The sequence below is a fragment of the Nocardia seriolae NBRC 15557 genome (genome assembly GCF_007990715.1).
GTDB lineage: Bacteria > Actinomycetota > Actinomycetes > Mycobacteriales > Mycobacteriaceae > Nocardia > Nocardia seriolae.
On sequence record NZ_BJWY01000082.1, the window covers coordinates 22,991 to 34,240 of the forward strand.

The 11,250-nt window shown below is 67.5% G+C and carries 14 protein-coding genes; 7 read left to right on the top strand and 7 right to left on the bottom strand.

The window, feature by feature from the left end; all coding sequences use genetic code 11:
* Nucleotides 1–16: 16 nt before the first annotated feature.
* Complete coding sequence (locus NS2_RS23120; protein WP_036549286.1) at nt 17–685, bottom strand: DUF3515 domain-containing protein; 669 nt, start codon at nt 683–685, stop codon at nt 17–19.
* A 130-nt stretch (nt 686–815) separates the two neighbouring features.
* Between NS2_RS23120 and NS2_RS23125 the strand changes: the two genes are divergently transcribed.
* Genes NS2_RS23125 through NS2_RS23135 form a run of 3 tightly spaced genes read left to right on the top strand, consistent with a single transcriptional unit; the run spans nt 816 to nt 2,793 of the window.
* The gene (locus tag NS2_RS23125; protein WP_033090368.1) at nt 816–1,772 is read left to right on the top strand and encodes a thiamine-phosphate kinase; all 957 of its coding nucleotides are present in this window, start codon (nt 816–818) and stop codon (nt 1,770–1,772) included.
* A gap of 47 nt (nt 1,773–1,819) precedes the next feature.
* Entirely contained in the window at nt 1,820–2,497 is a 678-nt protein-coding gene (locus NS2_RS23130) for a uracil-DNA glycosylase (protein ID WP_033091392.1), read from the top strand.
* A 35-nt stretch (nt 2,498–2,532) separates the two neighbouring features.
* The gene (locus NS2_RS23135; RefSeq protein WP_045438646.1) at nt 2,533–2,793 is read left to right on the top strand and encodes a hypothetical protein; all 261 of its coding nucleotides are present in this window, start codon (nt 2,533–2,535) and stop codon (nt 2,791–2,793) included.
* Between the two features lie 6 nt (nt 2,794–2,799).
* On the opposite strand, the gene NS2_RS23140 is transcribed toward NS2_RS23135, so the two are convergent.
* Together NS2_RS23140 and rpmB are read right to left on the bottom strand one after the other, a co-directional pair.
* Entirely contained in the window at nt 2,800–3,297 is a 498-nt protein-coding gene (locus NS2_RS23140) for a GNAT family N-acetyltransferase (protein ID WP_045438634.1), read from the bottom strand.
* A gap of 77 nt (nt 3,298–3,374) precedes the next feature.
* Nucleotides 3,375–3,566: a 50S ribosomal protein L28 gene (gene rpmB / locus NS2_RS23145; protein ID WP_011210730.1), complete on the bottom strand. Its 192-nt coding sequence runs from the start codon at nt 3,564–3,566 to the stop codon at nt 3,375–3,377.
* Nucleotides 3,567–3,870: 304 nt separating this feature from the next.
* Here rpmB and fakA point away from each other — a divergent pair, with 304 nt between their 5' ends.
* Together fakA and recG are read left to right on the top strand one after the other, a co-directional pair.
* On the top strand, nt 3,871–5,526 hold the full coding sequence (gene fakA / locus NS2_RS23150) for a DAK2 domain-containing protein (RefSeq protein ID WP_045438643.1): 1,656 nt from the start codon (nt 3,871–3,873) through the stop codon (nt 5,524–5,526).
* A gap of 25 nt (nt 5,527–5,551) precedes the next feature.
* Complete coding sequence (gene recG / locus NS2_RS23155) at nt 5,552–7,822, top strand: ATP-dependent DNA helicase RecG (RefSeq protein ID WP_033091394.1); 2,271 nt, start codon at nt 5,552–5,554, stop codon at nt 7,820–7,822.
* A 6-nt stretch (nt 7,823–7,828) separates the two neighbouring features.
* Here the strand turns inward: recG and NS2_RS23160 are convergent, their stop codons facing one another.
* The 4 genes from NS2_RS23160 to NS2_RS23175 form a co-directional block, all read right to left on the bottom strand.
* Nucleotides 7,829–8,578, bottom strand: a complete 750-nt coding sequence (locus NS2_RS23160; RefSeq protein WP_081986414.1) for a hypothetical protein — start codon at nt 8,576–8,578, stop codon at nt 7,829–7,831.
* A 5-nt stretch (nt 8,579–8,583) separates the two neighbouring features.
* Nucleotides 8,584–8,991, bottom strand: a complete 408-nt coding sequence (locus tag NS2_RS23165) for a winged helix-turn-helix transcriptional regulator (RefSeq protein ID WP_052087045.1) — start codon at nt 8,989–8,991, stop codon at nt 8,584–8,586.
* A gap of 205 nt (nt 8,992–9,196) precedes the next feature.
* A complete protein-coding gene (locus NS2_RS23170; RefSeq protein ID WP_143161245.1) occupies nt 9,197–9,493 on the bottom strand; it encodes a hypothetical protein in 297 nt (98 codons plus the stop codon).
* Nucleotides 9,480–9,860: a hypothetical protein gene (locus tag NS2_RS23175; protein ID WP_033091396.1), complete on the bottom strand. Its 381-nt coding sequence runs from the start codon at nt 9,858–9,860 to the stop codon at nt 9,480–9,482. The genes NS2_RS23170 and NS2_RS23175 overlap by 14 nt, the downstream gene beginning before the upstream one ends.
* A 186-nt stretch (nt 9,861–10,046) precedes the next feature.
* Here NS2_RS23175 and NS2_RS23180 point away from each other — a divergent pair, with 186 nt between their 5' ends.
* Nucleotides 10,047–10,946: a helix-turn-helix domain-containing protein gene (locus NS2_RS23180; RefSeq protein WP_033091403.1), complete on the top strand. Its 900-nt coding sequence runs from the start codon at nt 10,047–10,049 to the stop codon at nt 10,944–10,946.
* Nucleotides 10,936–11,145 (top strand): DUF397 domain-containing protein, encoded by a 210-nt coding sequence (locus NS2_RS23185; RefSeq protein WP_033091397.1) that lies wholly within the window; start codon nt 10,936–10,938, stop codon nt 11,143–11,145. The genes NS2_RS23180 and NS2_RS23185 overlap by 11 nt, the downstream gene beginning before the upstream one ends.
* Nucleotides 11,146–11,250 lie beyond the last annotated feature (105 nt).

The following is an 11,250-nucleotide window of genomic DNA, read 5'->3' on the forward strand; positions in this document are numbered from 1 at the left end:
GGAAGATATATGTCCGTCAGTTCGGGATCGGGTTGGGGTCGATCGGCTGCTTCGGGATCGCCTTCTGAATGGCCGCCGAAACATCTTGCAGCGGTGTGGCTCCGGCATTGTCCGGCATGGTGAGCGCGATGTAGGTGCCGCGGTCCACGGCCCAGTAGGTGCCGGAGGTGACGCCGCTGGTCTGATCGCGCACCTCGAACCAGTCGACCTCGGCCCCATCGACCTTGATCACGTTCAGCGGCGATGCCTTGGTGAATTCCAGCGGGCGGTCCAGGCCGCAGCGCACCACGATGGCGTCGCCGCCGCCGGGCAGCTGCCAGGCGTGGGTGGCGGGCGGCACCGGCTGCACCAGTTCGGAGGTGGTGTAGTCGCCGATCTTGCTCGGCAGCGCGGCCAGGAACGCCGTGCATTCCGGGCTCGCCGCGGTCGGTGCCGGGACCGCGCCCAGGGCCAGCGGATCGCGGCTTTGATGGCGATTGGCGAGCACACCCATGACGAGAACCCCGACGACCAGCGCGACCGGCAGCGCGACCGCGGTGGCGATGAGCGCGGGCGACCGGCGCACCTCGAACGCGTCGGCGTCCGAGTCCTCCGAGTCCTGGCTCGCCGCAGCCGCTTCGGTGGCGTCGTTGTCGGCGTCTTCCGGTGTGGTGTCCGGTCCGGTGCCGCGGGTGTCGTTGCTCATCGGGTTCGAGGGTACCGTCGAGCGGTCAGCCGACCGCATCACACTCACCTCGAAGGAGACCGTCATCACCGCCAGCAGCAGGCCGCCGTCGGACCGGGCCGCGGACACCGCGGGCGCGGCGGCGCAAACCGTGGGCGAGCTCGGCGAGTTCGCGCTCATCGCGCTGGTGAACGCCGGGCGGACGCAGACGCCGGGGGTGCTGCTCGGTCCGGGCGACGACGCCGCGGTGATCGCCGCGCCCGAGGGACGGTTCGTGGTGACCACCGACATGCTGGTGCAGGACCGGCACTTCCGGACCGACTGGTCGAGCCCGCACGACATCGGCCGCAAGGCCATCGCGCAGAACGCCGCCGACGTGGTGGCCATGGGCGCGGTGCCGAGCGCCTTCGTGGTGGGGCTGGGCTGCCCGTCGGACACCCCGGTCGAATTCGTGCGGGCGCTGGCGGACGGCATGTGGGCCGAGGCCGGACGGGCCGGGGCCTCCATCGCCGGGGGCGATATGGTGCGCAGCCCGATCCTAATTGTTTCGGTGACGGCCTTCGGGGATCCGCGCCGTGCCCCCATCAGATTGACGGGTGCGCGGCCGGGGGACCTGGTGGCCGTGGCCGGAAAGCTCGGCTGGTCCGGGGCGGGGTTGGCGGTGCTGTCGGCCGAGATCGAGCGCCCCGAGCTCGGGGCTCCGGTCGGGGAGTTCGCGGATGTGGTTGCCGTGCACCGGGTTCCGCAGCCGCCCTACGACGCGGTGCTGGAGCTGCCGGACTCCGCGGAGATCACCGCCCTCACCGATGTCTCGGACGGTTTGCTCGCCGATCTCGGGCATATCGCCGAATCCTCCGGCGTGGCCATCGATCTGGAGTCCGCCGCCCTGGCCGACCCCGAACTCGAGGTGGTCGGAAAAGCCCTCGGCGTCAACCCCCTTGACTGGATTCTGACCGGCGGCGAGGACCACGCCTTCGCCGCGACTTTCGCCGATTCGGGGGATTTGCCCGAAGGCTGGGTGCGCATCGGACGGGTTCGCGCAGGGTCGGGTGTGACCGTCGACGGCACCTCCCGAACCGGACCCGCCGGTTGGGAATCCTTCGCTTAGCCGGGTGCGCTTACGCGATGAAACTCGACACGATAAGTTTTCCCGACATGGGTGCGAAACCACTGTCGGAAGTCATCGATACGGGCTGGGCCGAGGCCCTCGAACCGGTGGCCGACCGCATTGCCGCCATGGGCGAATTCCTGCGAACCGAAAACGCCGAGGGGCGTGGCTATCTCCCCAAGGGGGAGAACGTGCTGCGGGCCTTCCAGCGGCCCTTCGACAAGGTCCGGGTGCTGATCGTGGGCCAGGATCCGTATCCGACGCCGGGGCATCCGGTGGGGCTGAGTTTCTCGGTGGCTCCGGATGTTTCGCCCATTCCGCGCAGTCTGTCCAATATCTACTCGGAGCTGACCAAGGATCTCGGCCTGCCGATGCCGTCCAACGGCGATCTGTCGCCGTGGCGCGATCAGGGCGTGCTCATGCTCAACCGAGTGCTCACCGTGCAGCCGGGCCAGCCCGCCTCGCATCGCGGCAAGGGCTGGGAAGCGGTGACCGAGCAGGCAATTCGCGCGCTCGTTGCCCGGGATCAGCCGTTGGTGGCGATCCTGTGGGGGCGTGACGCCTCGACCCTGAAGCCCATGCTGGGCAGCACGCCCTACATCGAATCCGCCCATCCCTCACCGCTGTCGGCTTCGCGAGGATTCTTCGGTTCTCGTCCTTTCTCCCGAACCAATGAATTGCTGGGTACATTAGGTGCCGCGCCGGTGGACTGGCGTCTGCCCTAGCGCGAACCCCGATGACCTGATTCAGGAGCATGTATATGCAGAGCAAGACTGCCCGTGGTGTTTTCGTCGCGTTGGCCGCCGGTGCGGCGCTGGCCGCGGCCCCGGCCGTCGCGAGTGCCCAGCCGCTGGAGCTGGAGCCCTACACCCCCGACACCACCCACACCACGGTGGCGCCCGTTGGCAGCCTGTTCGACACCAACAGCGTGAGCGGGCTGTCCTCGAACGTGACCTCGCGCCTGGCGTGCGTGGTGCAGTCGATCAGCCAGCAGGTCGACTGCCTCAACGGTGCGGCGTGATTCGCCTCAACGAGACGGCGTAGCTCGCACCATCCGTACTTGGATTGCGGGAGTGAAGGCTTCGACTCGGCGCTCGCCGTCGAGTTCGAAGCCGTACTTCCGGTAGAAACCCTGTGCGCGCGGGTTCTCCTCGAAGACCCACAGCGCGGTGTCGCCCTCGTCCGACAGCACCGCCCGCATCAGATCGTGGGCCAGGCCGGTGCCGTAGTAGGCGGCGCGCACATACATGGCGTTGAGTTCCAGTGCCGCGGGCGGGTTCTCCTCGCGTGAGGGCCCGCAGGCCGCGAACCCGACCACCTCGCCGTCGACCACGGCGACCACCACGTGTCCGGGATATTTGACGCGGATCCGATCCCAGGCCGCGGCCCGTTGCACCACATCGAAGGCATCCAGCACGGGCTGGTGGACCAGTCCCTGATAGGCCTCACGCCAGCAGGCGACATGACAAACGCCCAGACTGCCGGTGTGCTCGGATCCCAGTGGAACCACTTGCCATTCGCTCATGCGCACCCTCCCCGGGGAAAGACGAAAGCCCCGGAACACCCATTCTGGGTGCCGGGGCTTCCGACGAAAAGCTTATTTCAGCCGCGAACGACCTTGCCCGCCTTCAGGCAGGAGGTGCAGACGTTCATGCGGCGAGTGTTGCCCGGGGCAACCTGGGCGCGCACGGTCTGGATGTTCGGGTTCCAGCGACGGTTGGTGCGCCGGTGCGAGTGCGAAACCGACTTACCGAAGCCGGGGCCCTTGGCGCAGACGTCACAGACGGCAGCCATAGTCGCGAGCTCCTTCATGTCATAGAGGGACGCGCTGTACGGTGCACAGCGTGTCCGAAAGCCTAATGTCTTGGACGTACCTACCAGCGAATAGCTGGTGAACGCGGGCCGATACCTGAGAGGGCAGGACCGTGCCTGCGTGAGGCAACCGCACAAGAGTAGCCAACCGCTCCCGGGCGTGTCCAATTGGGTCCCCCGCACCCGTCTCATATGCGGCGTACGAACGCCAGGTGACGACGCGCTGTCGGTCGCCCCGACTAGGCTGGCTGCGGTATTCCACGAGTTGTGCGGAAGGACGGTGACGGTGCCCGGGGAAGCGGACGCGCTCGACGGTTCTGCAGGTGCCCTCGACGGTACTGCCCTGTTGCGCTGGGGGCGCTCGACCCTGGCAGCCCTGGAACGCCACCGCGACGAGATCAATGCCCTCAACGTCTTCCCGGTCCCCGACTCCGACACCGGCACCAACCTGCTCAGCACCATGCGCGCAGCCGTGCGCGGGGCGGAGGAAACCGAGGCGGGTGACCCGGCCCACGCGGTTACCGCGGCGATGGCCCGGGCGGCCACCGTGGGTGCCCGGGGGAACTCGGGGATCATCCTGTCGCAGGTGTTGCGGGGGATGTCCGAGGCGGCGGCGGACGGGCCGCTGACCGAGCAGTCGTTGCGGGTCGCGTTGCGGCAGGCCGCGCGGCTGGTGCGGGAGGCGCTGAGTTCGCCGGTCGAGGGGACCATGCTCACCGTGTTGGACCGGGCCGCCGAGCAGGCTGCCGATTGCCCGGAGCGGGATCTCGCGGCGGTCGCGCTGGCGGCGGCGGATGGGGCGGTCAAGGCGTTGGGGGAGACGCCGACGCAGTTGGGGGTGTTGCGCGAGGCGGGGGTAGTCGATGCCGGGGCACGGGGGTTGCTGGTACTGCTCGACGAGTTGGTGGCGGCCGCCGGCGGCAGCGCACCCACTCGGCCGGAGTACCGGCGTGGCGGCCTGGAACAAGGGCTTTCCCGGGCAACCGATGGGCCTAGTGCCGCTGACACACCCCGTCGTTCCGGGGTGGCGGGCGGGGCTCAGGTTCCGCCGCAGTATGAAGTGATGTTCCTGGTGCGGGGGACCGATGAGGAGCGCGTCGGATCGTTGCGGGATCGGCTCGGGGTGCTGGGGGATTCGGTGGTTGTGGTGGGGGACGGGGCGCAGACCTGGTCGGCGCATGTGCATTGCGCGGATGCCGGGGCCGCGGTCGAGGCCGGGCTCGCGGCGGGGGCGTTGAGCGGGATTCGGATCGAGACGTTGACCGTGTCGGGGGACGCGCACGGCGGGGTGGCGGATCGGGTGATTCTGGCGGTGGCGTCCGGGGCCGGGGCGGTGCGGTTGTTCGAGGACGCGGGGGCGGTCGTGTTGCAGGGGGAGATCAGTTCGGAGGCGTTGCTCGCGGCCATTCGGGGGATCGGGCATCGGGAGGTGCTGGTGTTGCCGAACGGGGCGTTGGCGGCGCACGAGTTGGTGGCGGTGAGTGTGGCGGCTCGGGACGGGCAGCGGGAGGTGTTGATGCTGCCGTGCGGGTCGATGGTGCAGGGCCTGGCGGCGCTGGCGATGCACGACGCGGGGCGGGCGGCGGCCGACGACGCGTTCGCCATGTCGGAGGCGGCGGCCGGAACTCGTTGGGGGGCACTGCGAGTCGCGCCCGAGCGGGCGTTGACCATGGTGGGGATGTGCGAGGCGGAGGACGGGCTCGGGCTGGTGGGGCACGATGTGGTGGTGATCGATTCGGATGTGCGGGCCGCGGGGCGGACGCTGCTGGATCGGATGCTCGGGCTGGGCGGGGAATTGGTGACCATGCTCATCGGATGCGATGCGCCGGAAGGGCTTTCGGCGGAGCTGGCCGGGCATGTGGCCGCGGGGTTCCCGGGTGTGGAGGTCGTGGTGTATCCGGGTGGGCAGGCGGGGGATGTCGTGCAGATCGGGGTGGAGTAGAGCCGTGCAGATCGGGGCGAAATAGATGGCGACGCTGGGTGATCGGCTGGATCACGTGCTCGGGGTGAAAGCGGCCGAGCAGCTGCAGGAGAGCTTCGACATGCAGACCGTGGAGGATCTGCTGCGGCACTATCCGCTGCGCTATGCCACGCAGGGGCAGCCGCTGACCGAGGAGGAGCCCGAGGAAGGGGCGCACCTCACGGTGATCGGGCGGATCACCAAGACCGATCTGCGGCCCATGAAAAACCGGCGCGGCAGCCTGCTCAAGGTGAGCCTGGACGCCGGTGGCGCGAAGCCGGTGGATATCACCTTCTTCAATGGTGACAAGGTGCGTCACCTGGTGAAAGAGGGTGCGCGGGCGATGATGTCGGGCACCGTGCACTACTGGCGGGAGAAACAGTGGAACCTCTCGCACCCCGACTATCTGATCCTGCCGGAGAAGGGCGAGGGCTCGGTGGAGAGCCTCACCTCCGTGCACGGCGGCGGCGCGTTGCGTGGTCTGGCGCAGAGCGCGAAGGGCGCGGGCGGCATCGACATGTCGTTCTTCGAGCGTGAGTTCATTCCGGTCTACCCCTCGACCGCGAAGGTGCAGAGCTGGACGATATTGCGCTGCGTCCGGCAGGTGCTCGACCAGCTGGACCCCATCGACGAGCCGCTTCCGGCCGAGCTGTGCGCCGAGCACTCGCTGCTGCCGGTCTCCGACGCGCTGCGCCTGATCCACCTACCCGAGCACAAGGCCGATATCGAAGCCGCCCGGGGCCGTTTGCGTTTCGACGAGGCCATGGCCTTGCAGCTGGTGCTGGCCGAGCGTCGCCATCAGACCGAGGGCCGGGTCGCCAAGCCGTGCCCGCCGCGCACCGACGGCATCGCCGCTTTGTTCGACAAGCGGCTGCCCTTCGAGCTGACCGAGGGGCAGCGGGCGGTCATCGACGAGATCTCCGCCGACCTGTCACGCCCGCACCCGATGCACCGGCTGTTGCAGGGCGAGGTGGGTTCGGGCAAGACCATCGTGGCCCTGCACGCCATGCTCCAGGTGGTGGACAACGGGCAGCAGTGCGCGCTGCTGGCGCCGACGGAAGTTCTTGCGGCACAGCATTATCGGTCTTTGACGAAGATGCTCGGTGATCTCGGCAACGCCGGGGAGCTGGGCGCGGCCGACCAGGCCACCAAGGTGGTGCTGGTGACCGGCTCCATGTCGGCGGGCCAGAAGAAGGCCGCCCTGCTCGACGCTGTGACCGGCGAGGCGGGCCTGGTGATCGGCACGCACGCGCTGATCCAGGACAATGTGGAGTTCTTCGACCTGGGCATGGTGGTGGTCGACGAGCAACACCGGTTCGGTGTCGAGCAGCGAGATGCCTTGCGCGCCAAGGCCAAGGGCGGCACCAGCCCGCACCTGCTGGTCATGACGGCCACCCCGATTCCGCGCACCATCGCCATGACCACCCTCGGCGATCTGGAAACCTCTGTGCTGACCCAGCTTCCGAATGGTCGCTCCCCGATCACCTCGAAAGTCGTTCCCGCCAAGGTGAAACCGTCGTGGGTGGATCGGGCGTGGGAGCGGATTCGCGAGGAGGTCTCCGAAGGCCGTCAGGCCTACGTGGTGTGCTCGCGCATCGGCGACGAGGAGGAGAACGGAAAGGCCAAGGGCCGTAAGGCCAAATCCGAGGAGGAGAAGGAAGCCCCCACCACCCACTCGGCGGTGGACATGTACGACACCCTCTCCGCCGGTGCTCTGAAGGGCCTGCGCGTGGGCCTGCTCCACGGCCGCCTCCCCGCCGACGAGAAGGACCGCGTCATGCGCGCCTTCAACGACGCCGAAATCGATGTCCTGGTGTGCACCACCGTCGTCGAAGTCGGCGTGGACGTCCCGAACGCCACCGTCATGACGATCGTCGACGCCGACCGCTTCGGCGTCAGCCAGCTACACCAGCTCCGCGGCCGCGTCGGCCGAGGCAAACACGCCGGACTCTGCCTGCTCATCACCGAAACCAATCCGGTCGGTACGGCGATGGCCCGCCTCGAAGCCGTAGCCGGCTCCACCGACGGCTTCGAACTCTCCGTCCTCGACCTCCGCCAACGCCGCGAAGGCGACGTCCTCGGCTCCGCCCAATCCGGCACCGCCCGCAGCCTCCGCCTCCTCTCCCTCCTCGACGACCTCGAAGTAATCACCGCCGCCCAACAATTGGCCCGCGAAATCGTCGCCTCCGACCCGGGCCTGAAAAACCACCCCGGTCTGGCCAGCATGATGCGAGCCGCGGTCGACGGCGAACGCCTGGAGTACCTGGCCAAGTCTTGACGTCGACTACTCGACAGGCTCGGCGAACTCCGAATCCTCCTCGGTGTCGGGCAGTCCGGCCTCCGTCGCCCACCGCGCCAGTTCCTCACGGTGGGAGCCGGTTTGGGTGGCCTCGGCGACATCCACCGCGGCCGCGTCGTCGTCGCTGTCGCCATTGCGGGTCAGCAGCGTGAGCGGCCAGGTGGGTGCGTCACCGGCCCCGCCGTCGAACGGGTGCCAGTCCCACGGCGGCTCGAACCGCCACACCCGTGCCCGCGCGTCGGCGACCTCGTCGCCGGGTTCGAGGAATGCGTAAGGCCGGAACCGTAATTCGATCCTGCGGGGAATGCCGTCGTCGGGATCGAAGCTCGCACCTTGGTCCTCGAGTCCGGGATCGAGCGCCTGCCCGGCCCGCAGATATCCGATCTGGCGGCGCGGCCGCGGCAGCCACCCGGTCTCGCGCGGAGGATCGAACCGCCGCACGTCGATCACATGCACCACCGTCGGCGGAATCCCGATCCGGCACACCGCATCGGCGCTGAGATCAGCGACCTGGGGTCGAACCCGGAACACCTCCCGCTCCCAGCCCGGATTGTCCGGTCCAGCGGCCAGCGCCACCACCCCGTTCCAGCGCACCGCATCGCTGTCCGGATCCACCGCCCACCAGGGCCATTCGACGAAGACCTCGTCCGGGGTCACCTGCTCCACCCGCGCCTCGGTGAACGCACAAGACATCTCGATAATGTCCCCGACCCGGAATTCGACCGCCACAGCCACCGAACCTAACCCGTGACCGCCCCCGGCGTCTGTTTCCGTAGCTCGGCAAAGGCGGTCGTGGCGTCGGCGGTACCGGCGACGTGGGTCGCGCCCCAGTGGCCCAGTGCGCGGATGGCGGGGAGGAGCGCCTTCCCGGTGTCCGTCAGAAGGTATTCACGGCGTGGCGGATTCTCCTGGTAGACGACGGCCCGCACGATCCCGGCGCGTTCGAGGCGGCGCAGCCGGTCCGCGAGGATATTCGTCGTAATCCGTTCCGGCGAGCCGAGAAACTCGGTGTAGCGCCGTTTTCCGGCGAACATGTCCCGAACTACCAGCAGCGTCCACCGGTCACCGACGAGATCCAGCGTCGCGGCCAACGGGCAGGCCGAACGCAATGGGTCGGCCGGGTCGATCTGCCCGGTTTCACGGTTCATCCGACTACCTCCCAGTAGTGCCTTGTCTTTCGCAAGTATGCCTGCAAGGGTGTGACTTGCAATTCACAAGTGACACACGGAAGGTGGACGGTATGGACGTGAGCGACCTGCATCAGCGGGCGGTCCTGCGCGGGACCCGGATCATCGGTGAGGGGAGGTCGGGATGATATCGGGGCAAGAGGCAATAGCCGGATCGGTGGTGCGGTCAATTCACGTGCACGGTGTGTTTCCTGATCGCGTCCTCGACCGGCTCGCCACCGGAGACCGGACGTTCGGCGCCGTCGAAGATCGCATCGAGAATGTCGGCGGCGTCGAGGGTGCCGCGGTAGGAGTGGGCTCGCGCGCTGCGGATGACCGCGTGCAGGACGAGCGCGTAGACGTGCGAGCGGGGCACGGTCAGCCGCCACCCGTGTCTTTCTCGTTCGCGCAGACGGGTGTCGACGGCGTCGAGCACGTCCGCGATGACCTGTATCTCGATCCGATCGCGGTCATCGCAGGGCATGGCGACCACCCAAGAACAGCGCGTCGAACCCGAACAGCGCGCTCCGCAGCACCGTGAAGACCGACTTGCGCTTCACCACAGCCGGTTTCGCGGCCCGCGGGTCGAGCACCATGCGTCCGGCGGCGACCAGCGCCGCCCGCGCCCGCCGCCGCACCAGACAGGCATCCACGCCGCAACCGAGATGCAACTGCATTGCCCGATGCGCCTGCGCGGCGCTCAATTCGCCCGGATCGCCGTAGCACGACCACAATCCGCGCACCGCATACCCGACGCCGTCTCCCGCCGTCGCCGCACCCGCGGCCTGCCGCTTCTCACGCTCGATCCGTTCGATGATCGACCGCACCGACCGCTGATTGTCGCTGGACATGTCGTCTGCCCTCCCTGGCGTTGCCGTGATCCCAGCCCGTCCAGCACACCACCGGCGATATTTCTGCAAAAGGGGAATCTGAATATTCAGATCAGGTAGTCTGAAACCCCATGGCGGAAGGCAGATTCGCCGCCGATCGGCATTCAGATTCAGATATCAGCTGTATTCACTTTTTCGGGAGTGTCCATGGCAGTGGATGAATCACCCACCCTGTTGCGGCGGCAACTGGGTCGGTTTCTGCGTGAACGACGCCAGGCCACCGGCCTCACCCTCGAGCAGGCTTCGGTCCAAGTTCAGCTCAGCTTCAACGCATTACAGCGACTGGAGGCCGGTCGCACCGTCAAACCGCGTCGGCAGGATGTGCGGGAGCTGTGCATGCTGTATGAGGTGGACGCCGACGAGACAGACCAGGCGGTCGATCTGGCCTTCCGTGCGGCAACGGCCAAGGACGAGGACGGGATCTTCTCTCTCGGAGGGTTGTTCAGCGACGCGTTCAACATGTATGTCGGCATGGAACGCTCGGCTCGGCGGCTGGTCACCTACCAGGAACAGATACCGGGTCTGCTGCAAACGGCGGACTATGCGCGCGCGGTGTTCAGCGCTTTTCCGGGCTTCACGAGTCCGGACGATATCGAGCGTCGAGTCGAGATCCGGCTGAAGCGGCAGGTGATCGTGACTCGCAAGGCCAACCCACTGACTGTCGAAGTCCTGTTGCACGAAACCGCGTTGCACCGGGTGGCCGGAACCAACCGCGTCATGGCGACGCAACTGAAGCATCTCGCGGATCTGAGCACCCGCCCGAACGTGACCGTGCGAGTTCAGCCCTTCTCGGCCGGGTATACCTGGGGCTTCCAGCACGGCCCGTTCGTTCTCCTGGACTTCGGGACCGACGCGAAGAACAAGCAGATCGAGCCGCCGATCGTCTACGTCGAGGGTCGACTGACCAGTGACACCTACGTAGAGAGATCCGAGGACGTCCAGCGCTACATTGAGCTGGCCGAGGCGATCCGGGTTGAGACGTTGGATGAAGTGCGAACGCGAGACCTGGTGCGCCACATAGCAAGGGAGTTCGATCGTGAACGTTGACTTCACCGAAGCACGCTGGTTCAAGAGCAGCCGCAGCGAAACCGGTTCCCAATGTGTGGAAGTCGCCTTTCTCGAAGGCGACCTGGTAGGGGTGCGAGATTCGAAAAACCCAACGGGCCCCGCCCTGATCTTCACCTCCGGCGAGTGGGACACCTTCACCGCCGGACTCACCTCCGACGAGTTCAATCGCCCCCGCTAGGGCGCGCTGGGGATCGCGAGCCGGTGTCGAAGACCTGATGTCTGGTGCCGATCAGCAAGGCTGAAAGCTGTTGGCATCGATGAAGTCTGACGTCACCTAGTGTCG

What these genes read in the sequence shown, in the direction of transcription:
- NS2_RS23130 (WP_033091392.1), top strand. Translation starts at nt 1,820, where the DNA reads ATGGGTGCGAAACCACTGTCGGAAGTCATCGATACGGGCTGGGCCGAG.
- NS2_RS23175 (WP_033091396.1), bottom strand. Translation starts at nt 9,860, where the DNA reads ATGTCCAGCGACAATCAGCGGTCGGTGCGGTCGATCATCGAACGGATC.
- NS2_RS23120 (WP_036549286.1), bottom strand. Translation starts at nt 685, where the DNA reads ATGAGCAACGACACCCGCGGCACCGGACCGGACACCACACCGGAAGAC.
- rpmB (WP_011210730.1), bottom strand. Translation starts at nt 3,566, where the DNA reads ATGGCTGCCGTCTGTGACGTCTGCGCCAAGGGCCCCGGCTTCGGTAAG.
- NS2_RS23170 (WP_143161245.1), bottom strand. Translation starts at nt 9,493, where the DNA reads ATGCCCTGCGATGACCGCGATCGGATCGAGATACAGGTCATCGCGGAC.
- recG (WP_033091394.1), top strand. Translation starts at nt 5,552, where the DNA reads ATGGCGACGCTGGGTGATCGGCTGGATCACGTGCTCGGGGTGAAAGCG.
- NS2_RS23135 (WP_045438646.1), top strand. Translation starts at nt 2,533, where the DNA reads ATGCAGAGCAAGACTGCCCGTGGTGTTTTCGTCGCGTTGGCCGCCGGT.
- NS2_RS23180 (WP_033091403.1), top strand. Translation starts at nt 10,047, where the DNA reads ATGGCAGTGGATGAATCACCCACCCTGTTGCGGCGGCAACTGGGTCGG.
- NS2_RS23165 (WP_052087045.1), bottom strand. Translation starts at nt 8,991, where the DNA reads ATGAACCGTGAAACCGGGCAGATCGACCCGGCCGACCCATTGCGTTCG.
- NS2_RS23140 (WP_045438634.1), bottom strand. Translation starts at nt 3,297, where the DNA reads ATGAGCGAATGGCAAGTGGTTCCACTGGGATCCGAGCACACCGGCAGT.